This is a genomic window from Ignavibacteriales bacterium (assembly GCA_026390575.1).
Taxonomy (GTDB): domain Bacteria; phylum Bacteroidota; class Ignavibacteria; order UBA10030; family UBA10030; genus Fen-1298.
In genome coordinates this window covers 74,926-100,602 of sequence record JAPLFR010000008.1, presented here as the reverse complement: position 1 = coordinate 100,602, position 25,677 = coordinate 74,926, and the positions used below count along the sequence as shown (strand labels likewise).

Here is a 25,677-nt window from a genome sequence, read left to right as displayed (position 1 = left end):
CCGTCGCATTGTGCGCCGTTTTCAACATGGCGCTTCGCGCCAGTTAGGCCTGCCCCGCAATGTTTTTATGCGGGGGTGAGGTCAAAGAAGATGGCCCCGTCGTGTTCGTCTTGCTACGAGCAGCTTACACGCAATCTTTTTGGCGGGGACTCTGCTTAACCCATCCTTTTAAGAATCATCCTGTTCTGATGATTGCATATATTTTTTCCTTCGGCAGTAAAGAGAAAATCGATCCGGTCTTTGTAGAACTCTGTAATCTTCCCTCGAACCATCTTCAATGTGCTATTGAGGAAATGATTCTGTTCTGTGAATCCCTCGCCTAATACTGCAATAGCGGAGGGAATCCAGCGTTCCGGAAATTCTCCGGCATATTTTCCCCCACTCTTGTATTCTGCAATTTCCGATTCTATCAATTTCAACACCATATCTTGCGCAACATCATCTAACGGAGAGAGATGTCGATCGTTCAGATACTTCAACACATTGTCTTTATTCGGAACAATCAGCGCTACTGTATACGTTGACTGGTTATTGTGAAGCATCACTTGATCGATATATTGCGAATTACCAACAATCGCTTCTTCAATTCCTTCCGGACTGTATTTCTCGCCATCGTGGCTTATGAGCAAACTTTTTGCACGGCCAAGCACGTACAGAAATCCATCGTTGTCTATGTACCCGAGATCGCCGCTATACAGCCATCCATGACGAATGGTTTCGCGGGTTGCTTTTTCATTCTTCCAGTAACCGATCATAACATTCTCACCTTTTACCACAATCTCACCTTGCTGACCAACCGGAAGCTCGTTCCCTTTCTCATCGCATATTTTGACGGTAAGATTTGGAACGATATATCCTGACGAACCAAGTTTGTGTTTCTTTGGTACATTTGCAGAAATCACCGGCGCAGCTTCTGTCAAACCATATCCCTGGAACATCGGAATGCCAATGGCATAGAAGAACCGCTGTAATTCAATATCCAGCAATGCACCGCCGCCAATAAAAAATTCGAGCCGCCCACCAAAGTTTTTCCGAATTTTCCGAAAGAGTAGTACGTCATACATCTTCAATTGGAGTTTTTCCGCAACAGTTGCGTTCTTGCCGCGGTCCCAGCCAAGGCCGTTATATGCATAGGCAAGAGTGACCGCTTTCTTGAAGAGTTTCTCAATCCCTTCACCCTTCTCTCGAATTCCTTTCTCGATATTCTTGCGGAAATTCTTCGCTAACGACGGCACGCTGAGAAGAAATGTGGGACGTGTCTCTTTAATATTTACTGGAATATTCTTCAACGTTTCAACTGGTGTTTTACCAAGCTTAATAGATGCCATGCTTGCACCGTTGTTCATCAGCGTGTAGATACCTGCAGTGTGTGCAAAGGCATGATCCCATGGGAGAATAAGAAGCGAGCAGTACCATTCTGGTATCGTTAAGAGCATTGACGACTGTTCGACGTTTGCAGTGTAATTGCGATGCGTGAGAATAATTCCTTTTGGATCTGCAGTAGTGCCGGAAGTGTAGCAGATGTTCGCAGGATCGTTTTCACGTAACGATTTCCAACGAATGTCAAACTCATTTTGATGCGCGCCAAGATAACTCTGACCATCATGGAGCAGAGTTTGGAATGCCATTTCCTCTTCAGCTTGCGGGTCACCGTCCAGTAAAATGACTTTTGTCAATTCGGGTAGATCATTTTTAATTGCACGTATTTTTTGTGCCTGCGCTCCAGAGACAATAACTGCCCGGCATCCGGAATGTGCTAACCGGAATTTCAAATCCGATAACTCGTCGATCTTCACTGAAAGCGGCACATTGATAGCGCCAATGAAGAGAATGCCAAGCTCCGACACGACCCAGTCATTTCGCCCTTCGGAGATAAGTGCCAATCGATCGCCCTTGTTGATACCGAGATGGATAAGTCCTGCCGCGCATTGATACACGAGTGTTTGGATCTCGCGATACGTCGTTCCTTTGTATACGTCACCCTTCTTTTCCCACAGTAAAATATTGTTAGGATATTTTACGACGCTGTCTTCAAACATTTGCGGAAGTGTTCTTTGTTTTGTCATCTCGGTTTCCATTTCTATGTATCTCAGTGAAAATTATTTTATCAGATTATACAAATAGAATACTACGATGGCACATAAGATGATGCTGAATATCTCTTTGTTGTAGTGAGCAATGAATTCCGGCAGATAAATATCGAAATTCGCGGTCTTCTCTTCAGTGTACTTCCGTGCAACGTTTGTCAGCGGACACTTCCATGCATTTATCGCGATCACCATAGACTCAGTCATAATGAGGAAAAAGGAAATATAGAACAATATATCGAAATGCATTCTCGCGACAGAATATCCGATATAACAGACTGAGAGAGTCATAATGACCCAGATGACTGTATGAAGTGTTTTGATAAAAGTGATCATTATGAATTCAACGGATACAAATCTACTTTATCAACAGGCGAGAATCAAGTGGCAAGGACTACCGCATCAAAATCATCCAATCCTCTTGTCCTGTATAGTCAAAATGGATATATACCAGGCACAAAAAGTGAATGAATATCTCCGTCGTCATCTGTGCCTTTTTTTCCTTCTATGGCACCCGTGTTTTTAAATCGGTAAGGCCGACCGGTAACGTCCAAGGACTCAATGCAAATGGAGAATCTACGATGGAAATGAATGGAATGACAGAAGACTTCTCTGTATCAATATCGTTCATACGAGGAACAACCGTTCGTAAGCCCTGCCTGCGTTTTGACATCATATTAAAATTTTTACCAGCCTTGTTTCGTTCTTCAATTTTCGATTGTATGCCTCGTCAATATTACTCTGGATCAATTTCTTCCGAGATGGATTGCGACAGCCTCATCACAATCCATCTATGAAGTCAAAGGTTAAAGACTGGTATATCGTCATCCTGCTGCCGAAAATAATTTCATGGTTGAAGCAATCCAGCTTTAGTATAGTATCGTAGCACTACCAGAATTCAATAATATATTTTGAGTCGAAGCGATTCATTATTTCTTTGATCGTTTCATAGTACGCTTTATCGTCTGTTTCGTCCGCTTCGGTACTATTCGCCTTTTCGAGACAGGTCGTTTTGGTCTTGTTTTCATAACACGTGTAGTTTCTTCTTCTATTACTTCCGCAGGAGCGGGAATTTGTTGAGGTTCCTTTTCCTTTTCAATTGGTATTTCCGGAACAAATGGCAGTTCTACCTGCACTACAGGTCGGGAACCTGCGTATAACGCAACCTGACTGCTGATTGCCGCAACTCGTACCCATGATCTTCCAATTGCAATGATTTGTTGAATCAGAAAGACACCAAGCACCAAAAGACCTGAATCAACGACCACTTGAGTCGACAACGCAGCCCAACATCCAAGAAAGAGTAAGGAAAAAATGAAATAGAGAAGAAAAAGAGTGAATACTTTGAATAAATTTCTTAAGACGAATCGAAGTCCATGCCAAAACGCGCGCAACATCCGACGCTCATTTTCTACAACAGTGATGACTCTTGCATAATCGGAAGCAAGGAAGAGTATCGACATAGGCAGAAGGAAGATAACCGCGGCAATGACAAACCCTCTGAGCAATTGAATTTCTGTTTCACCAGAACCCACTAGAGCAGAAGAAACAAAGCCGCTCAGAAATATCATCACAAATCCTGATACGAGCATGACAGGCACAACGATACAAAACAAACGCATAAATCTCCCAAAATATTCTCCGCACGAAGCACAGAATGATTGAAATCTGAATCGTTCTGTATCCGATTGAACAGAAGCGATAATACCTCCGTCAAAGAACATACTTAAAAAATTGTTTAATACGACAAACCATGTAATCAGTGCATATACAGCACTGAGTTTGCCCTGGTTTTTCGTTATAAAATCGATATACACCGTAAAATCGAAATCGTGTACAAGTTTCAAAGGGGCGAGTGAATTTCCAAATGTAGTACTCACCACCGATCGAAATAACATCGCTATAATACCGGCGAACAAGAAATTCACTCCGAAGAGTAACAAAACTACAAGAAAGGAACGATTTGTCTGTCGAATTCCTTCAACACATGCTTTTTGAATTGTCATTGGAACCTTGCCTTTCCGCGCGATGTCAGAACAGAAGTGTGGATTGAAGAATCGCTTGAACCAGCGTCATGAATTTTGTTGTGTATTTCCAGAAAGGAATCGAAGACGGCTGCACTGTCCTGCTATTGTTATTCATATTAATGTCCAGTACGAGAATATTGTCAGGATCAACCGTCGCGGAAACGACCTTCGATTTTCCTGAATAGATGTACTGTTTCCACCTGACCTGTCCATCCCAGGTTTCACGAACATCCTTGCCGTCATCGAAGCGTATGAGAACATCAACAGGCATTTTCACTTCCCCAAGCCGGCTCACGAGAACGACTGATCTAAAGAGTGAATCAGGTTTTTCTCCACGTTGCCTATGAATATTTGTTTTCTTCCCTTCTACATCGAATATACCCGTCGAATGATGAATTTCATTTACTGCAATGCTCGTCAGTTCATAGTCACAAACATCCGTGCCCGAGAGAACCTGATCGAAATACCAATTCATATCCTTTCCGAATTTCTCGCCATGATGCTTGGGAACAATTTCATTGACCACAGCAATAAAATCACGCGTACACGGATGCTTAAACTTCCATCGTTCAAAGTATGTATGCATAATTTCATCCATCACCGGTCGGCTCACCATCCGTTCCAGCGTGACAAGCAGTGCTGCACTTTTCATGTATGTCAGGCTGCCGTATCCCCCAGCACGATACTGCCACGCAGGTTGAAGTGTAGGAGCGATCTTATTATTTCTCATATCGATATATCCCCAGCGAGAAAATTCAAAATCGCCGATACGCAATCCAAAAATATCCACAAAAGAAGTTTTCTCGCCGTATGCTGCATCCATGATGCGTGTCTCAAAGTATTGCGTAAAACCTTCATCGAGCCATGCCTCTTCAAATTCATTGCTTCCTAAAAGTCCGTAAAAGTACTGATGCCCAAACTCATGGATTGTTACCACCTCCACCATGCGGATTTTTTTTGGCAATCCCCAAATAGAAAGTCCGGTTATGAGAGTTGGATATTCCATACCACCTGCTTTCTCCGCCATCAGGGGAGGATCGACAATGGTCACATTTGGATAGGGATATGTTCCAGCCCAATCGTTGAGATGCTGAAGTGCAACCTTCATTGATTGAATATATCTCTCCGATATGCTGCCAACTTTATATTTCTGTGTAAGCAGGCGGATGTGAACAGAACGCCATTGATCCTCAATAACCGTAAAATCTGGCGATGCTGACCATGAGAAATCATGAACGTCTTCGGCTCGGAATTTCAGCGTTTTTGTGCTATCACTATTTTTCAATTCCTGTTGAAGCACACCGACAGCTCCGACGATATAGTTCTGCGGAACTGTGATTTCAACATTATACACACCGTAATCAGAAAAAAATTCTGTCTCAGCATGGAACTGGTGGCAATTCCAACTTCCTTTCGTGGCATACCGGTCGCCTGCCGCTTCATACACACCGATCTTGGGGAACCATTGTGCAACCATAAAGAAGTTATCCTTGTATCCTGTACGAGCGTATATCATTGGAAGCTGAACTTCAAATTCCAAATCGATAGTAATTATTTTACCTCTGCGAACAGGTTTTGTAAGAGGAACACTGATGACCGTCTGGTCTTGATCATTATCATCATCCGGATGAATGTATCTCATCTTATTCGTCAAGTCTTCACCATTACGAATGACCATTTTTTTAACATCGATCCAGCCCCAGGGAATTCCTTCCACTTCACCATCTCGCTGTCTGGATTCTTTCATAAACGTGGATTCTGTATTCTTGAATCCATTTATGTATAGATGGAATTGCAGTTCCTTGATTTTATCCAGCGATTTATTACGCCAGACAAGCGTTTCTTTACCGTGAAGCATTTTCTTTTGCGTATCAAGCGTGACGGCAATATCATAATTGGCAATACATGGACTCAGCGGCGATGGAAAAATTATTTGCCTTGAAACACCTACACTATACCAGAAAAGAATGAGTAGAATGGTTCCAATAGTTCGTTTCATTTTGCACCCACAGTATTCATGATTGGGTTCGTGATAATGCACATCGTATCTGTTCAGGGATGACACAGCAGGTTATCTTATTCATTTTCTTATTGACGGATGAAATCCGTGATCATGGAGACGATGACTTATAGATCCGTTCCGTCGTGAGATAATAAAACCAAACTACTATACAATAATATATTATTGTTGAGCGGGATTGTCAAACACGTCAATCAGCTCCAACTTCCTTCTATCTTGCGCAGAACAGGGAACTTTTATCCATATCTTCAGGTTAAAATTTCAAATGGTTCTGTTTTATCGCTCTTACTTTCATTATCCGAATCTATCTATCCTCAAACTAAAAAAAGGATCGTAAAGTAGCTAATCTTTTATGCCAATGATCGAGAACATAACCGAAGGGATCGGTTACATTCACTTTTGACGGATATTCTATCGCATTTTAATCCATTCTTAATCCTCTTTTTCCTATATTGAGCCATCTTAAAATTATCCATTAATAATTTTCCAGGAGCATGTATGAAACGTTATTCGATCATTATCATTCTTCTTTTCCTGTCGCTTCAATTTCTCCTTGGCGCGGATGAGGGAAGATTTATGCGTTACCCGACCATCCACAAAGACAAAATTGTCTTTACGTACGAAGGAGATCTGTGGTCGGCTTCGTCCGCAGGAGGAATTGCGATCCGACTTACTTCCTTCCCAGGTGATGAATTCTCGGCACGATTCTCTCCGGATGGCAAAACCATTGCCTTTACCGCGTCATATGATGGACCGCAAACGGTTTATACCATGCCGGCCGAGGGCGGTACACCCATGCGCCTTACTTATGCGATTGGAAGTCATCAGTCAATCGGATGGACTCCGGATGGCGAAAGAGTGATCTTCCGATCCTACATGCAAAATGTGATTGGTAGAACAACGAATCTTTATTTCGTTTCTAAAAATGGATCAGCACCTGAACAGTTCCCCATTGATCGAGGAACACTTTGCAGCTTCTCGGCAGACGGTAAGAAAATGGTTTATGTCCGCAAAGGGAACGAGGAATATAATTGGAAGGGCTACAAAGGGGGCGAATATACGGACATTTGGCTCTATGACTTCGGGACAAAAACTTTTACACCGATCACGGATTATGTCGGTAAGAATGCGTATCCGATGTGGATCGGCGATGCGATGTATTTCGTTTCCGACCGAACAGATCGCGTGGCGAATATCTACAAATATGATATCGCCTCTCACCAGATCACACAAATTACGAAATACACCGATGTCGATGTCATCCGTCCGGAAACCGATGGTTCGCAGATCATTTATCTGCACGACGGGTACCTGAATATTCTCGATGTGGCAACGGGACAGTACAAAAAACTGACCATAACGATCCCTTCCGATCGGTGGGCTCTGCGCAACCATACGATCAATCCCAAGGACTATATCCATTTTATGTCGATTTCGAATAATGACAGCACCGTCGTGTTAGAAGCGCGCGGTGATATCTTTATTATAGGAATTGAAAAAGGAAAAGCGTTGAATCTCTCCAATACTCCAGGGTGCCGTGAGATGTATCCGCAGATTTCGCCAGATGGGAAATGGGTAGCGTTCTTTTCAGATAAATCCGGCGAATACCAACTTTATAAACAGAAGATCGATGGCGGCGACTTGATACCGCTCACCGCAACATTGGAGAGAACGAACTACAAACTCCTTTGGTCACCTGACGGCAAGAAAATCCTTTTCGGGAACAAAGAATACGCAATTCAATATATCGATGTCGATACCAAGAAGCTCACAAAAGTCGATGCATCGAACCAGATGAAGAACGATGAATTCTACTGGGAGATGGCAGATTACAATTGGTCGCCGGACAGTAAATGGATCTGCTACAGCTTCGTTCAAGCAAATCGGAACAGCCAGATATTCCTCTATAGTTTGGAGCAGGGAAAGAAATTCACAATCAGCGACGATTTCTATGATAATCTCAATCCTTGCTTCGATGCCAAAGGAAAGTATCTCTATTACTTATCCAGTCAGAACTACGACGTGCAAATGGACTTCTATGAGGATAACCACGTTCTCTCTGCACCTCAGAAAATTATGGTCGTGCAGTTGCAGGAAAACGAACCGCCTCCGTTCTCCGATTCAGCACCCGATAAAAAATCGCCGACGGAAGGATTCCACATCGATCTGAACGGCATCCGTTCCCGGGTCACTCCACTTCCCGTTTCACCCGGTAACTTCTTCTTCCTCAAAGCCGGGAGTAATATATTAGCGTGGTGTTCAATCGATAAATTCACCGAAGACGAATATGAAGAGATATTCAAACCGGGTGGAGAATCAAAATGGAACCTCCACATCTTTGATATGAAATCGAAGAAAGAAGTTGTGCTTGCGGATAAGATCCGGGAGTTCGTTCTTTCGACGAATGGAGAAAACATTCTCACAAGAAAGGAGAAGGATTTCTTCACATCTTCCGTTGATGATGCTTACAAATCGAAATCCATCGATTCGAAAGTGAACCTCGACAAACTGCTTTATGCTGTAGACGTGCAGAAAGAATGGAACCAGATCTTCAATGACACCTGGAGATGGTATCGCGATTTCTTCTACGATAAGAACATGCATGGACGGGATTGGAAAATGCTGGGCGATCGATACCGTGCTTATATTCCTCAGCTCTCTTCGCGAGATGAACTGAATTGGGTGCTTCTGCAAATGGTGGGTGAGCTTTCAGTATCACATACATACATTGGAGGCGGCGATAACGGGCCATCCATGAAAGTTGATAACCCGCTCTTCACCGGCTGGCTTGGCGCCGATCTCGTACCGGATCAATCATCGCGGTACTACAAATTCCAGACGATCTATGGCCCAACAGAACTCAATATGTCCCTGACGACTCCACTTGCCCGTCCCGATATCAATGTCAAAGAAGGAGATTTCCTCATTGCTATCAACGGAACCGAAGTGCGTGTACCGGACGACTATTACAAATTACTCCAAATCATCGAGGGTCAGAAGGTGATGATCACGGTAAACAGTAAACCTTCATCACAAGGCGCAATGACATACGAAGTCTCACCCATCCGGAATAGCAGCACTCCGCGGTATTTTCGATGGTTGACGAATAATATGAATAAAGTACTCGCCGCAACGAACGGTAAAGTTGGTTACCTCCATATCAATGCAATGGGTTCAGGCGGTATTGCTGAGTTCGATAAATTCTGGCGCGCATTCCGTTATAAAGAAGGAGTGATCCTGGATGTTCGCCGCAACTCTGGAGGGTGGACGGAGTACTTTCTCATAGATAAACTCGAGCGTAAGATGACGGCCTATAACGTGCTTCAGGGTATGGTTCCATTCCGGTACCCGGGAAGCGCCGGAAATGGCAACTACGTAGCCGTTTCTAATGAATACAATGGCTCAGATGGTGAAGCATTCATCGAGGATTTTAAGGCAAATAAACTCGGCGAAGTTGTCGGAGTCCCCTCGTGGGGCGGATTAGTGGGTATTCTGAATCGGCAGATCACCATCGATAACGGATCGGTGGAGCAATCCAACAATGCCTTCTACGGAAAAGAGGGCACATGGCTGGTTGAAAATCATGGAGCAGATCCGACGATTATGATAGACAATGATCCCGCATCAGTTATAGCCGGAAAAGATCCACAATTGGAAAAGGCAATCGAAACAATTCTTGAGTGCATCAAGAAAAATCCGTTCACCTTCCCTGCTACTCCGGCATATCCGAAGAAGTAAATAATTCTTTGAAGTAAAGTGCATTGGGAGGACATAAACCTGATAAGAGATTTTTAGAAAGAATATATTCTTACACGAACGGACACCGAACTTAGGAGAGCTCACCGTGTGCAGTCAAGGAGACTGCATATTGTAAACATAGAAAAAAACATTTGGAACATAATGATCGATATAATTTTAGATGCAATATTCAAAGGCTGAAACCGTGCCAATTATCGCGATCTCAGTGAACTCTATTTTGAACTATACATCAAAGAACTCATCAGCAGCAGTCTCAAAAGGAAAGCGCGAGTTGCCATTGAATAAACCATAAAAATTGCGTATCTTATTTTAATACATTAGAAAACATTTGATATCCACTTTTTAAAGTCGTGCCTTTAACTTAGTTGGTCAGAGCGGCAGACTTAATACAATCAAGGAGTAAAGGCATGCCAAATCCTATTAAACATTTCGTGCTCACACCTAAACAGGCCGAGGAAAAAGCATTGATAGTTGATCAGATGAGGATAAATCCCCGCGGCCCGTGGGTAAATGGCAAGAAAACGAACCTGCCAAAGCTCAAGGGGACATCACTCGGATTCCAGAAAAGGACTTAATATTATCTCTTCTTATACGTAAATACATTACCGTTGATATATCATACCTGAAATCAACAAGCAGCATATATTCAAGTATCTTTTGTTATCACAACAGAATTTCTTGATAAACTCTACACAAACAATTCTTAACGCATTCACATCAGTCACAGGCTCGATATTCATTCGGATTGATCGTTCATCGAAATATTTTTACGTTTGAACCGAGTTTCCTAGAACATCGTCGTCTCTAGTTATTTACTTTTATGCAGATGTGCGAATCACAAGCTCAGGATTGAAAACTATATTTTTGGGTTTGCGGAGAATTTCGTCTCTTTGGATTACAACCATATTGTATGCGATCAACAAAAATTCAAAGAACAACAATTACGACTCTTACAAAAAAAAGCTAAGTCGTTAGGGTTTCAACTTATTTCAGGATGATGTCATTAGTAGTAGCGCCTGGTTGGGCGGCGAGTAGAGAAAGCAATATGTAGATTATCTTCCATAACGCCCTTTTAGCCAAGCTCTCCAATTAGTATCTAGCTCATCTAAAGTAAGACCGCAGACATTCAATACAGTAGATTCAAAGTGATCTCGTTCACCAGGAATAAACGAGAAATACTTTGACAACTTTAAATCTTCTAAGATACTATATAGCTCAGGATACCTTGCATTTGCTATCCAAAGTCGCCGAAAAGTATCTACTCCATAATTATCAATTAAGTAACCCAGAAAAGAAGCTGCAGGATAGTATGGCGAAATTCTCTGGTGACGAAATGTCCTTGAGTCCCCTAATTCACTAAGAGGCGATAAGCCGTTTTTCTGAATAAGCTCCCATGCAACATGGTGATGGTCTTTCACCCGTGTACTATGGTTCAGCCAAGTTGCAATACCTTCATCAAGAAATTTGATATTCTGTCTCTCACCGGCAATGTGGTAAGCGATGATATGCGTCATTTCATGGCCGATACTTTGGTCATCATCTGCATAGATCACATTCCAATCGGGCACAGCAAATCCCTCATCAAGCGTATCGTAAATATAGAAATCAATCCTGTCCTTAAGAGATACATTTAGATATTCACAGTTTTGCTCAAATGCCTTATCACGGGTGCTGACAAAGGTAGAAAGCTCGTTTGAACGGGGATAGTTGGATGAATAGTGGAAAATAAAGTGATCGCTTTTGTAGCTTAACCAGTTGCGATGCTCGAGATACTGTTCCAGACGCCACACATTCACCCATGCAAAATAGATGCTGATAGGAAACACTATAAAGAGTGCTACAGCCATCCATCGCCGGACTGTTGCAGAGACTCGCTGTCGAAAGTGGAGGAACCAAACTAACATAATACACCATGTGCATAGCGGTACTATAATAGCCATAACTGTAATATTGTGAGGTCCAATAATCAATGCAAAACCCAATACTGCTAGGGCGGCAAGGACTAGCATGGCACTGACAAAATATTTAAAAATAATTCTTATGGTTTGAATCATATACTGTCTTGTGTGAATTCTAGTGCCGTTTCTAATAAATGATCTTGTATTCCATGCGGCACAGTGCCGCGAAAATAATGAACTTAGCAGTAATAAAACACAATATTACTTAATTGTAGTGGCACTAGAACTGGTATCCGATCAGGTTCCAGTACCAGAGGAACCAGACAAATGTCACTCCAATAACAGCGGTCATGAGACCCAGCCATCCTGACCACGCTTGTTCACTAGGTCTCGCATCAGATCTTCCAATAGACTGCCAGAACAATAACCCGAGCAGTCCCGCTAGAAACAAGATGCCCAGAAGTGCAATAGTCTGCACGATATAGGTTATCCAGTGCATCCCGTGAGCAAATCCTAACATCAGTTCCTCTTGGGGAATGACAAATCCCATCACGACTCCTAATCCCAGAAAATAGATGAGAAACGTGGATGCCGTCTTCTGTGAGAACCAGCGTATAGGATCAACATCCAGCCTGGATGGTTTTTGCGTTTTCCTAATCTTCCGGATGATCGGGAGTGCGATTGACACAAACACAAAAAATATCATACAAACGGCAAGCAAGCTGCGCTGAAAACTCGTCGTCTCATACCACGAAATCTTCTCAAAAGCAGTATTGCCGTTCGTGAAGAGGTGCGTAATTTTCGCCGACTCATCCCTTCGAAATGCGCACATATATTTGTCATCGATCGACTGGAACACGCAGGGCTGGATCTGGATCATTCGGCGCGGCTTGCCATAGTACGTGTCCATCAAAATCATTCCATCCTCGTTCCGCCCGATGTTCAGTTCGGGGCCGCTCATGCCGATCAGGACGCCCATCTTTGTGACATCGCTGTGCACATATCGGGAGAACCGGTACGTTCCGGCAAACTCCGCGATGCCCCTGTCATACTGTGGAAGGATGGTCAAAGGATATTTCGTGCTATCCTGCGGCGAATCGGGAATAAACAAGTCAAGAATATTGCGGCTCACCTCGTCGAGCAGCCTGCCATCCATGATGTTGCACGCCACGAAGAAACCGATCCGGTTTTCAGGACTGAGGCAAAGTCTACAACCGATTCCCGTATATCCACCGTCATGCATGAGTACTGTCTGTGACTTGGCCGGGACGATTCCGAAACTGTACCCGACCGGATGTTCCAATCCCTTATGATGCGTGAATTGAACTGAGTGCATAGCCACAGCACTTTCCTCGCTCAGGATCCTCTTGCCTGCATACCGTCCGAGCTGAAGGTGGGCAATCATGAACTTTGACATATCCTTCGCGGTTGAAAGCATCTGCCCGCCGGGATAATCATTGATAAAGTCAAACGGGTTGTGCTGAAAGCCCGCGCCGGCATGAGAGTAACATTGCGCCAAAAGCGGCTGGAGATCCGGGCGCAGCCGGTAGTCGCTTCTTGCCATCCCGAGGGGTTCGAATATGTTGTGGCGGACATACGCGGCATAGTCCTCATGCACGGCTTCCTCCACCACGAAGCCAGCAAGCGCGTTGGAGATGTTCGAATAAGTATACACTTCGCCCGGCGGGCATATCCGTTGAAGGCGCGTCACAAGAAAGTTACCCAAAGGAACCTGGGTTTCTTGTGTCCATGCTGATTTCCCGATAGACCGGTCATCGAATCCGGCCGTATGCGTGAGAAGATGGTGAAGCGTGATCGGCTTTCCCGGCCAATTGTCAACCTTGAACTGTGTCAGATAGGTGTTGATATCCTGATGCATGTCGAGCACTCTGCGATCGACAAGCTGCAGCACTGCCGTTCCTGTGATGAGCTTCGAGACCGAGGCTATCCGTATAACGGTGCTGTCCGGATCAAAAGGAATCTTACGCTCGACATCGGCGTAGCCGTATCCTTTTGCCAGAACGATGTTGCTGTCATGGACGATTGCAACGACCATCCCGGGTATGTGATATTTCTCCAGTCCCGGAACGATGAGAGAATCTAGGAGACGCACAAGTGAAGCTGAATCCACGGGCGGTGACATTGGCTTTACGGTTTGCGCAATTGGTCGTCCCTTGGTGTTTCCGGCCTTGTGCGGAAATGGCGATGGAGCACAGAGGAACATCGCCACGATGACGGCAGCCACTGAGAAAACTGTTGAACTATGTGGTTTCACAGGAATTGTCATTGGCCAAAACATTTTACTTTTATGTCTTCGTAATATCATTCTCTTACCCTTTCGTATGTTATAGGAAGATTAGAACAATCTATAAAGATTTATATTACTGATGAGTAAAAGGTAAATTCATTTCTGCGCATGCGCCCTAACGGATCAGCGCTAAGTCCGTTCCAATGCCATTGCAATGAAACGCGATCGCGATCCTGCAGAGCAGGATCGGACTGCCGCGTGATCAAATTCAATGTTACACAAAACGAACTATGTTCATGCTAAAAACAAAATTATTAAACATCAAAACCTCTAAGCGCAATGTTCAATGCACCTACGCGCAATCCGTCAGATTGAGTTGCTGGTTAGGTGCAATTGCTCATCGCAATAGAACAAGTTTCTTTGTTTCTGAAAATGAGCCGGCTTGTAAACGATAAAAATACAATCCGCTTGTGAGATTGCCCGCGTTGAAAGTGACGGAATGACTCCCTGCGGTCTGATGCTGACTGACCAATGTTCGTAATTCTCTGCCAAGTACATCGTAGGCTTTCAGAGTTACCATGCCACTTGTTGGCATGGAATAGTTTATGACTGTTGATGGGTTGAACGGATTTGGATAGTTTTGCTCCAAAGCAAAACGAATCGGAATCTGTTCTGACCTATTTTCAATGCCACTGATCAACTGTGACACCGGGCGTCGCCACACTCCATATGCGGTACTCCCCCCTACGGTTCTATTACTCATCTTCATCATACTTGTGGTACTTCCACCTGCAGCTCCGATAAAGAGAAATGTTCCGCTTCTGTTGACTGCAACTGATGTAATCAATAGATTCGGCAATCCATCATTGACCGCTGTCCAGGATGAACCATTGTCCGCAGATAGATACATCCCGCTAAAGGCAGTACCGGCAAAGATATACTTCCCATCTGGCGTAATTGCAAGGGAATTGGAATTGATATAAGGATTTGGAAATCCATTGTTTACTGCCACCCAGCTTACACCATTGTTCGTGGAGAGAAAAATTCCACCATTATTGCTACAACTACCGGCAAAGAGTTTCGTCCCATCCGGGCTGATCACAAGAGAATAGACAGAATCATTAGTTAATCCAGAGTTAACTGCCGTCCAACTTGAACCGTTGTTTGTGGAATGAAACACACCGCCGCCGAGAGTACCAGCAAAGATATCCGTCGCACTGGGGGTAGTTGCGAGAGAGTACACTGTAAGGTTGGTTAACCCATTGTTTACCGCACTCCAGGATGATCCATTGTCCGTGGAAAGAAAAACTCCACTGTCGGTACCCGCAAAGATATTCATCCCGCCAGAATTCATTGCAAGGGTCCTGATGTTGACGTATGTTAATGCGTTATGACCTGCGGCCCAGCTGGCACCGGGATTCGTAGAAACATAGATTCCTGACCACCACCCGCAAGTACCTGCAAATATATTCGAATCGGCCGGGTTGACAACAAGACAGGTAACGTTGCCACCTGTCAACCCAATGTTGTTTGTGGTCCAGTTTAAACCGTCGTCCGTAGAAAGGAAAATTCCTTCACCGCCGCTGCCTGCAAAGACGTGTGTATCGTTCAAATAGAATCCGAAACATTGAATGCCGAGGTTTGTCAATCCGGAATTCGTCTCTATCCAATTTACATTGCTAGTGGTGGAACGATACAGTCCATTACCATGCGTGCCGACGAAAATACTTCCCCCATCGGGACTTGTAGCCAGAGTCCAAATGTTTGGAGGAACCAAAGACGGAGTATTGAATCCATTATTGACCGGGCTCCAACTCAATCCGTTGTCTGTGGAAAGATAAACTCCTCTGTTGCTCCAAGTTCCCGCATAAATATTCGCACCATCCGGGCTGATCGCGAGAGAGGAAGCATCCGCACCTGCACTCACCAATATGGAATCGCATTTTGTCCAGCTAGAACCGTTGTTCGTGGAATGAAAAACCCGACCGCCCGTGGGCCCCTCTTGGATGATCGACCCTTTGGTACAGACCGCAACATATATATTTGCACCATCCGGGCTAATAGCTAGAGAAATGGCATTCATATTCGTCAATCCGTTGCTGACGCTTGTCCAGTTAGAGCCATTGTCCGTTGATAGAAAGACCCCGCCACCTAAGGTACCTGCAAATATCTTTGATCCATCATGACTGACGGCGAGAGACCAAATATTTGTGTTCGTAAGTCCATTGTTTATTGTCATCCAGCTTGAACCGTTATTCGTTGACAGAAAGGCGCCACTACTGGTTCCAGCGAATATCTTCGACCCATCAGAGCTTATTGTAAGTGAACTGACGCCGACGTTTGGCAAACCATTATTGACTGCCGTCCAACTCGAACCATTGTCTGTCGAAAGGAAAACTCCACTGGTCCAGGCTGAACAGCCCGCATAGATATTTTTTCCGTCGGGGCTGATAGCAAGAGCGCTAACACCAGCGTTTGTCAATCCGGAGTATGTCCAACTTAAACCGTTGTTTGTGGAGAGAAACACTCCCCCGCCCCAAGTGCCTGCAAAGATGTTACTTCCGTCGGGGCTGATTGCAATGGTATGAATACTGCCACCATACGGTCCGTTACTTTGAACCCATTGAGCAATTGATAGGTCTGCGCTGGCGTAGCACAAAACTAACAGTGCCGAAAACCGAAATAGGTTTTTCATGTATTATTCTCCTTTTATAAACTGTATCGGGCAAGTGCAACTAACGGATCGGCGCTAAGTCCGTTCCATTGCCATTGCAATGGAATGCGATCGCGATCCCTGCAGAGCAGGATCGGACTGCGGCGCCCTGCCTGCGTGCCGTAGGCACTTCCACTTGCACTTCGTTTCAGCGGACAAGCCGGCAGGCAGGTGATAACTTTCAACATGTAACCAGCGAAGTGAGTTCATGCTGAAAAAGAAATTATTAAGACTAAAACCTATGCGTGCCATGTAAATTGCACTCAGCTAACATCCGTCAGCTTGCTTGCCCGCCGTCTTGTTGGGCGGGAGCGTCTTGTTAGGCAGCGTAACGCCCAAGATGTTATTGAAGTCTAAGATTCAATGAATTGCAAAATATTGTTTATTTCTCTCCGGATTTGAACTCTGTCCACGGCTGCGTCGGACGATCCTTGAGCAAACCGGTCATCCATTCGAATTGTGGATGTTCTTCAAGAAAATTTTTGGCAATGAATGCTCTTCCACATGCCGATCCCCAGCGTGCAAGAAAAGACATTTTCTTTGCCATCTTTGAATCGACAACTTTTCCATCAAGCGTTCCCGATGGATCAAAAGGAATACCAGAACTAAAGAATTGAGGATCGATTTCCGCATGTAAACAGAGCGTTCGTCCGCCGGGTTTCATTGAATTCAAATAGGTATCAAAATGGTCGGATTCAAATTGTTTGGCAAGTTTCAAGTTAATTTTGCCCTTATATTCTTTCATCAGTTGTTTCCAGCGAACACGGCGGGCAATGCAATCATTCTTAATGTTGGTTTCCCTCATTTTGGTTTCGAAGCGCAAGATTTTTAAGTCTTCAGCAACGTTAGAGCCTATAAAATAGCCGTCTTTCTTTTTCTCAAATCCAACATACTTCAATCCGAGCTCAAGCCGGGCAATTTCGTTAGTATTTATATCACCAATCAGCCATGCATTTGCATAACCACCGTTGTTATCCTTTTTCATTATTTCACACCATTCATCAATCGAAGATGCATATTGTGTGGCATGCCGCATTCGTGTAAATTCTAAAGTGCCCTTTTTATCGAATGGTAGGAAACCAGAAATTGTTGTTTCTGATCCGACAAGTCCAGAGGCTGTTACAAAGAAATCAGTTCCGCTATGAATAAAACCTGCACAGGATTGCATGAACACCCTGTAACCTTTATCGGGAAGTATATCCAATATAATATTAAAGAAGGGGGAACAATAACCACTCATCGTGTTGTGTCCAAGTACTATACTGCCATCGGCAGTCATGTTTCCCGTTGCGATAAACGAACTGCAAGATTCTTTCTTCGGTTCCGGTGAATTGGTCGATATTGTATCTTTTACTGTCGGCCACCAATATCCCGTAATTTCTATAACTCCATTTAGCGTTACAATTTCATCTCGGCTTGTTGAATCACCGGAAGCATTCATCCCTTCGACTATCCCATCGATTTCGGTAAGATTTTCCGTGTCAATTTTGGCAGTAAACATCCTACCAGTTTCCTGAACAAGCCACTGCCATTCTAAGGCACTTTCATATTTCCATGACTCGCTGAGTATTCTAATTGATTCCTTAATTTCTTTTGCAAGTAAGTATCCATGCTGGAAACCGCGTTCTTTTGGTGCTCCTTCAATATGGAGATACAACCAGCCGTTTTTTTTATGGCGATTGGCTTTAGAGAGCCAGGATTTTTGCTCTTGAGTAAGGTGAGTGTTTGTTTGAGCATTGAGAAATTCTGGAAGTAGAAAAACGAACAAACAGAAAAAAACAAGTCGATTTTTCATTTGTGCCCTCCATGAATATATTCAAGTCTATATGGTGGCAACGTTGCCTAACGGATGGCGGCTAAGCTGCCGCGATGAATACTTTCAAAATAAACAAAACGAAATGAGTTCATGCTGAAAACTAAATTATTAAACATCAAAACCTCTGCTTGCCATGCTTAACGTACAAGCCCGCCGAAGTTTTCTTATCAACGCAGGCGGGCGATGCTCATCCGGTCAGCTTGTTGAAAACCCGCCGTGTTTCACCTTTTGGCGGGAATCGCTGGTTAGGCGTCCCATGAAATATTTTTACCAAATACCTGGAATGAGGCGATATCTAGTGTATAGTTTGTATTCCGAGTACCCCTCAAGTTCTTTTATAAGTACACTTTCCTCATTTATAATCCTTGCAACGAAAATTGGAACTATGAATATCGCTGGGATAATTGCCCAATATGAACCTAACGCCAATGGTGATGCGATATATATCAATATTGCTCCCATATACATAGGATGCCGAACTATTCTATACGGTCCACTTTGAATTACTTTTTGTCCTTTTTCGACTTCAATAATGCGAGATGCAAATTGGTTTTCTTTGAATACGCGAAAAACAAATATATAGCCAGTAAATACTAATACATCAGCTATAACAATGATAATAAAGGGAACATTTGACCAACCAAATCGATTGTCAATTCCCGGAATAATGAATGACAATAGAAATGGAATATATGAGATCTTAACTATTAATTTTTGCTCAGCTTCCTTTTCCTTTAATTTCATTCTTCGCGCCAAGAATTCCGGTGCTTTTTTTAGGAAGTAAAACATAACTAGCGACATTGGAATTAATAATATCGCCAGATAAATCCAAGCTTCCCAATAAGCAAACGTTCCCGCGGGAAGGAATAGAATTAGTACTAATGCAGGAATACCTATGATTAATCTACTGCATATTAACTTTATCACCTCTGATTGAGATATTTGAGTATTTTCCATAATAATTTTCTTCATGATAATCGAACAATAAATAATCAGCTAACCTACATAGGCCGCCTAACGGATGGGCGCTAAGTCCGTTCCATTGCCATTGCAATGGAACGCGATCGCGATCCTGCAGAGCAGGATCGGACTGCGGCGCCCTGCTTGCGTGCCCGCCTTCCGTCCCGCAAAGCGGGATGCGGCAGGCAGGTGATAATTTTTAAGTTGCGAAAACGAAACAAGTTTATTGAACATTCGCATCTCTCTTCGCGGGACGTATGGGAAGAATTTTATTTGCTTGTTGAGCCTGCGAAATCCCGCTTCGGCGGGAACTCTTTCCTTTTTATAATGGTTAAGTGCAAATGCATTTGATACTATTTGAGAAATAATAATTTCTTTGTTTCAGTAAATGAACCAGCTTGCAACCGATAAAAATAAACACCGCTCGTCAGACCACTCGCATTGAAAATTACCGAATGAAGACCGGCAGATTGTCTATCATTTACTAGCGTTTTAACTTCTCTTCCTAGCATATCAAATACTATCAACGTAACATTGCTTTGAGCTGGCAATTGGTAAACAATTACAGTTGTCGGATTAAATGGATTTGGATAATTCTGTTTAAGTGCAAACGATTCAGGATGAGAAAACTGGTTTTGCACATCAGTGAGAGCGACAGGATGTTTAACTATTAAAGCCGGATCACCTAAAAACGTTAATTTTCTAATAACGTCAAAATAATTTAAACTACACTTCGCTTCTTTGAACAACATCCCAATCGGCTCGTTCGGTTTCTGAATCATTGAGTTTATTAAAGTAGTGTAGAAATTAAACACCTCAGACTCATAAGACAATCCTTCGGATGAAATAACTGCAACTGCACCTCCGCCATTTTTCTCAAGTAGATGGGTTGGAATAGAAAGCGGGGGACGACTATCGTATAACAAATCGCATCCAGCCAGAAGACACACAGGCAATTGGTTGCCATTAATAAGGGAATCTATACTCTCTGTATAAAAATATCGGCTCTTCGAGAATTGATTCTGGTTCGCATGACCCCAATACGTGATTATTGCAGCGCCTTCATTCCAGAGACGTAGAAAACCAGCTGTATCAAGATGATTAGGCGAACTGCTTCTGATGTTGACAGTAATAGTATCACTCCAGAGTGAACCGAGAATGGACTTGATAGAGTTCGCATTGTTTTCGAAAATGTAACCATCGCTGCTATCATAATCGGATAGACAAATAGCCTTATTGTACCATTCACCAACCGCTTCTTGATCGTAATTTATGGTTTTAGCAATCATAACAGAAAGTCCGAGCGAATCCCATGCCGGTAAACGTCCGATACATGCATTTACTTGCAATGTACCAGGGACTTCTACAAACCATTGATCGATCATTAAAAGTGTGTCGCGAACGGTAACCCATTCAGATGAAATGGATTCCGGTTCGGGATGAGAAGGAACAGTATTTATATTTCCAGCTAATACGAAATATTGAGGCTTAGGATCACTCCAATTATTGAGTGCATATTGAATAAAGTTCTTTAAAGCCGTATCTGGAGAAACCCCAGATCCAAACTGAGCAAGCACAGTGTCCACATTGATAACCATTGTGGTATAATTGTTCTTCCCCTGACGATATATCGCTAATGTTTCCGCTAAGGCGTAATAAGATATTGGAGTAATTATGACATAGTCAGCGCGGTTGTTTACATCTCTTAGATTACTGCCTAGACTACCAACTGAAAATGCCATGAAAAATGATGATCCAAATAAAACAATTATTAAGAAACGGAGCATTTTCATTTCGGATCTACATTCCTTTGTCAAAGTCAAAAGAAGAATTGCAACCTACCGATTTCAATATTACAAAAAATAAAGGCGGGGTATTCCTACAATGAGATCGGCGCTCCCGCGAACTAGTCAATCAAAATTCAAATAGCAGTGATGGCGACCTCTTGTTGAGCTTGCGAAATCCCGCGTGCGGGGACTTTTTCCTTTTTAAGTGATAAGCTGCTATTGCCTCATCGCAATAAAACAAGTTTCTTTGTTTCTGTAAACGACCCTGCCTGTCCGTCCTGACCTTTGGTCGGGACGAGATCTCGCCGTGCTGAGGGCACGGCGGACAAACGATAGTAATAGATTCCACTAGCCATATTCATTGCATTCCATTGTTTCTTGTGAGTTCCAGCAGGCAGCTCTTCATTGACGAGCGTTGAAACTTCTCTTCCCAATGCATCATATATTCTCAGTGATACATACGATTTGGATGGCAGACTAAATGATATAGTTGTGCTGGGATTAAATGGATTGGGATAATTCTGCTTTAGCTCGTAATGCTGCGGCAATTCATTTCCGTTTGACTTCCCTACTGATGTTTGAGAACTAAAATAAACCGTCAACAAATGCGATGCACCGTCGTCTGGAAATTTTGCATAACAGTACTCTCCTGATTTATCGTATGCCCAGCCCTTAATTGAAACTAGACTGATAGAATCGACTGACAGAATATTCAAATGAACGCCGTCAAGCACAATACTGTCGGGAAGTGAAGCGACCCAATTCAGATCGGCCAGCCAGTCTCTTTGAGGCAAGCTGTATGCACCGGTTTTTGTACCGATACTAATGATCGCACGTGCGTCATTGCGATCGTGAGCGATTGTAACAGCGTTGAAAATTCCTTTTTCGTAATCATAGGTTAATCCGTCGTCGTCATACACAACGCATCCCCCTGATCCACCGGGAAAACTGCTGAGTATCAGAGTCTTTAAAGCATCAGGGTTATCGGTATATTGTGCAACGGGAGACATTGGGATTATCGCTCCTCCCTTGACAAAGATCGGAATGTCTTCCTTCGTAACAGGAACATTATAGTTTGCCATTCCAGAATAGTGTGTGCCTGTATTGTAGTCGTACCAATCTCCTTCCGGTAGATAGACCGATTGCTGTGTTGCACCGGAAACGACGACAGGAGAGACGAGCAGGCTTCTGCCGAACATCCACTCGGAAAAAATATTCTCAACTGCGACATCATTAGGATATTCATACACAAGAGGGCGTGTGATTGGAATTCCAGTAAGATGATTTTCCCATGCGGCGGAATAAATATAAGGCATCAGCTTATAACGGAGACGAATATACCGTGTCGCAATAGATTCCGCGACTGTCCCAAAGTACCAAGGCTCTCTTTCCTGATTGTATGAACCATGAACGCGAAAAATCGGCACGAAAGCTCCGAATTGTATCCAGCGATAATAATTTTCCGCGACTGGTGTACTTTGAAATCCACCGATATCCATGCTCCACCATGAAACACCAAGGGTAATACTTGAAAGCATGAAAAGTCGTTGATCTGCCATCGATGAAAATCCAGAATTAATGTCGCCAGACCAGAGCCCGTAAGCATAGCGCTGTGCGCCGGTATAAAAATTCCGGTTGATCGACCAGACACGGTTGTTGTTGAACGCACGCTGCCCTTCATACTGTGCACGCTGCATTTGCATGAACATTAAATTACCCCCATACTCATCGGCTTCATCGTTCCAATAACCGGTAATTCCTTTCGTGTATGAATTGCCTTGCACTGCAAAGCTATTCCAGTACCACTGACGCGCAGCGGGAAGAAAATAATTCATGCGTCCAACCTGCTTGCCGCTAAAATAATCGGTCTGATAATCCACAAAGAAATTATTGTCCTGACAATAATTCCCTTGGATGGTTCCGGTCCCGACGCGCGGCTTGCGAATTCCCATCAAGTGCATGCTGTATTTTTTCAGCGTGTCTACTATCGCCCCCGACTGACCGTCGGGAAACTTAGGCCCCCATCGGAATTCGCCGTAGTTGTCGCTTCCCCAATCCATCCAATCGAAATCAAGAATGTACGAATCGATCGGAATCGATTTCTGACGATATTTGCGGATGTCACTGTACAGTTCTGTCTGGTCAATCCCCCATTCGGTGTTCATAAAACCGAGTGTGTACTTTGGGAAAAGTGGGGGCATGCCGGTAATCTGATTCAATCCTTTAATGATTTCTTTCGGTGTTCCGATGATTAAATAAAATTCTAAATCTCTTTTTACTGTAGAAGAGCTACGTGAAAATGAAAACGAATTACCGCTGATCGCTATGGAACCTCCGTCAACATCGGCAAGAAATCCCCAGCCATGATTGGTCCACGTAAACGGACCCCCTGCCTGCCCCTGACTACCAGCGCTGATCGCATTCGTGTTCTGCGTGCTAAGAGAGCCTTGTGAGCGATTGTGAACTCCATAAAATGTCCCGCCCGAGGTAGATAAGCAAACACTGTTCGCTTGCATGCTACACGATGACGACTCATAGCAAAGCATCTGGCCGATATTGTCGTATAAATGATATCGAAGAGGATTCCTGTCGATTTCTATTTTATATTTCGCTGTTGTTATGCGCAGCGGATCTCCGGATGTATCGATCATTGCTGATATTGATGGCCAAACGGTATCAGCTACAACAAGCGTGTCGGGATCTTTCACGCCATTCGGTCGATAATTGATCATAACAATATTGTCTGTGCATGGTTTAATAATTACAATATTGGTGCCTGCAGATATTATCAACGTATTATCTTCGATTTTAATACTTGTAATATTACTGATGCTTTGTGCAGTTAATTTATTGTATGCAAAACTGGAAGTGATGAAAAAGCAGAGGATGATATATCGTAAACCTTTTTTCGGCATAATTCATTCCCTTTGTTGGTAAAAAGAACTCTTTTTCTCGAAGAGTTTTACGAATTACAATTGTGAAATTCAATAATTACAACATATCATTTTTTAGAGCAAATAAATACTCATATCTGCGATTTAGAACAGCTCACTTTCGAGAGCAGAACTTTATCGAAGTAACGATTATGATTAGGCCGCAGTTAAAAAGAAATACATTATTATACTAATAGGGAATCAGACAATAATCTAGATAATGACATCAGTTTTTTCCAAAGTGTAGCCGATTGAGTGAATAGGCAATCCACTAGCGACATCTATCCATTGCCAACAATGGATTTCTTATATTCACATTCCGGTGGATCTCCGGCAAACAAGACATGCATGAGATAACTATACATTATAGCTATCCCTTAATCAATCAACAATTTTTCCCCAATATATTCTTCTCCTATACTTTAAGGTAGAAGAGAAAAATCCTCCAATGAATAAAAAAATAGCTGTAATAATCAAAATTAGTGTGATTGCAATTCCAAAGACATCGATTATTTCCATAATCACTCTGATGTTACTACTTTAAGACATGCACCCTATCGGATCGGCTCCCGATAATTCGGATGCGGCGTCCTGCCTGCGTGCCGTAGGCACTTCCGCTTGCACTTCGTTTCAGCGGACAAGCCGACAGGCAGGTGATAATTTTCAAGTTGTTGAAACCGAAATGAGTTCATGCTGATAGCCTTCAAAATATACAAAACCGTTGCGCGCCATGCTTAACGTACCAAGCTCGCTGAAGTTTGCTTTTAAATGTAGGCAGGCAGCTATCAACCGTCAGCTTGCTTGCCCGCCGTTTTGTTGGGCGGGAGCGCCTGATTAGCTGGCAACTTCCTTGTTTTTGTACAATGTATCGATTAGATAATCTGACAACTCAATCCCTACTCCCATAAACAAACCGAGCATTCCTCCAATCTTCAAATTCAGAAACATTGCATCTACTATGCTTGGGAAATTGCGAAATAGTGATTGAAGAGTATATAGACCTAAGACAAGAATAATCAAAGAGTTGAATATCCCGATGATTAAAGTCGAAGTAATAATTCGGAATATTTCATTTTTTATGAATGATTTCCCAACAATATGAATGTATAAATAGACTGCTGCAGATATGATGACTGCATACACACCTTCTAGAATGAATATCCAAGAATTGCCTTGCGAAGTTGGAATGGTAAGAACAAGGTACCAAAGTATTAATAATGCAATACCTCCTCGATAATTCTTTTCTCGAAATGTAGTAAATGCGATTCCTATCGTAATGCCTGAAACAAGAAATTGGAATGGCCACATTGTTGGAGTAAAAACTTCAGCCCGATAAATTAAAAAGGCGATTGCGATTATAAATCCAGAGATGGCAAAACAACGAACTATTGCTTGCTTTAGGGTTCCGATATTCTTCATTGAGATTGTC

Annotated in this window: 16 protein-coding genes; 2 read left to right on the top strand and 14 right to left on the bottom strand. The window is 43.2% G+C overall.

Annotated features, from left to right (window positions below; all coding sequences use genetic code 11):
• Positions 1-155: 155 nt before the first annotated feature.
• From NTX44_06640 to NTX44_06620, 5 genes are all read right to left on the bottom strand, one after another.
• Entirely contained in the window at positions 156-2,066 is a 1,911-nt protein-coding gene (locus NTX44_06640) for an AMP-binding protein (protein ID MCX6121281.1), read from the bottom strand.
• A 33-nt stretch (positions 2,067-2,099) separates the two neighbouring features.
• Complete coding sequence (locus NTX44_06635) at positions 2,100-2,423, bottom strand: hypothetical protein (GenBank protein ID MCX6121280.1); 324 nt, start codon at positions 2,421-2,423, stop codon at positions 2,100-2,102.
• 169 nt (positions 2,424-2,592) lie between these two features.
• Complete coding sequence (locus NTX44_06630) at positions 2,593-2,718, bottom strand: hypothetical protein (GenBank protein ID MCX6121279.1); 126 nt, start codon at positions 2,716-2,718, stop codon at positions 2,593-2,595.
• Between the two features lie 298 nt (positions 2,719-3,016).
• Positions 3,017-4,093, bottom strand: a complete 1,077-nt coding sequence (locus NTX44_06625) for a hypothetical protein (protein ID MCX6121278.1) — start codon at positions 4,091-4,093, stop codon at positions 3,017-3,019.
• Between the two features lie 25 nt (positions 4,094-4,118).
• The gene (locus tag NTX44_06620; GenBank protein MCX6121277.1) at positions 4,119-6,113 is read right to left on the bottom strand and encodes a M1 family metallopeptidase; all 1,995 of its coding nucleotides are present in this window, start codon (positions 6,111-6,113) and stop codon (positions 4,119-4,121) included.
• A gap of 519 nt (positions 6,114-6,632) precedes the next feature.
• Here NTX44_06620 and NTX44_06615 point away from each other — a divergent pair.
• Entirely contained in the window at positions 6,633-9,872 is a 3,240-nt protein-coding gene (locus NTX44_06615) for a S41 family peptidase (GenBank protein ID MCX6121276.1), read from the top strand.
• A gap of 428 nt (positions 9,873-10,300) precedes the next feature.
• A complete protein-coding gene (locus tag NTX44_06610) occupies positions 10,301-10,468 on the top strand; it encodes a hypothetical protein (protein ID MCX6121275.1) in 168 nt (55 codons plus the stop codon).
• A 477-nt stretch (positions 10,469-10,945) separates the two neighbouring features.
• Here NTX44_06610 and NTX44_06605 read toward each other — a convergent pair whose 3' ends face one another.
• The 9 genes from NTX44_06605 to NTX44_06565 all read right to left on the bottom strand — a co-directional run bounded on the left by NTX44_06605 (position 10,946) and on the right by NTX44_06565 (position 25,667).
• Positions 10,946-11,947, bottom strand: a complete 1,002-nt coding sequence (locus tag NTX44_06605; GenBank protein ID MCX6121274.1) for a hypothetical protein — start codon at positions 11,945-11,947, stop codon at positions 10,946-10,948.
• 124 nt (positions 11,948-12,071) lie between these two features.
• Positions 12,072-14,117: a serine hydrolase gene (locus tag NTX44_06600; protein MCX6121273.1), complete on the bottom strand. Its 2,046-nt coding sequence runs from the start codon at positions 14,115-14,117 to the stop codon at positions 12,072-12,074.
• Between the two features lie 319 nt (positions 14,118-14,436).
• Positions 14,437-16,734 (bottom strand): T9SS type A sorting domain-containing protein, encoded by a 2,298-nt coding sequence (locus tag NTX44_06595; GenBank protein MCX6121272.1) that lies wholly within the window; start codon positions 16,732-16,734, stop codon positions 14,437-14,439.
• A 14-nt stretch (positions 16,735-16,748) separates the two neighbouring features.
• On the bottom strand, positions 16,749-16,940 hold the full coding sequence (locus NTX44_06590; GenBank protein ID MCX6121271.1) for a hypothetical protein: 192 nt from the start codon (positions 16,938-16,940) through the stop codon (positions 16,749-16,751).
• Positions 16,941-17,134: 194 nt separating this feature from the next.
• Entirely contained in the window at positions 17,135-18,547 is a 1,413-nt protein-coding gene (locus NTX44_06585) for a C45 family autoproteolytic acyltransferase/hydrolase (protein ID MCX6121270.1), read from the bottom strand.
• A 288-nt stretch (positions 18,548-18,835) separates the two neighbouring features.
• A complete protein-coding gene (locus NTX44_06580; protein ID MCX6121269.1) occupies positions 18,836-19,525 on the bottom strand; it encodes an isoprenylcysteine carboxylmethyltransferase family protein in 690 nt (229 codons plus the stop codon).
• Positions 19,526-19,881: 356 nt separating this feature from the next.
• Entirely contained in the window at positions 19,882-21,321 is a 1,440-nt protein-coding gene (locus NTX44_06575; GenBank protein ID MCX6121268.1) for a C25 family cysteine peptidase, read from the bottom strand.
• A 218-nt stretch (positions 21,322-21,539) separates the two neighbouring features.
• A complete protein-coding gene (locus NTX44_06570) occupies positions 21,540-24,230 on the bottom strand; it encodes a DUF4968 domain-containing protein (protein ID MCX6121267.1) in 2,691 nt (896 codons plus the stop codon).
• An 852-nt stretch (positions 24,231-25,082) separates the two neighbouring features.
• The gene (locus tag NTX44_06565; protein ID MCX6121266.1) at positions 25,083-25,667 is read right to left on the bottom strand and encodes a hypothetical protein; all 585 of its coding nucleotides are present in this window, start codon (positions 25,665-25,667) and stop codon (positions 25,083-25,085) included.
• Positions 25,668-25,677: the final 10 nt, after the last annotated feature.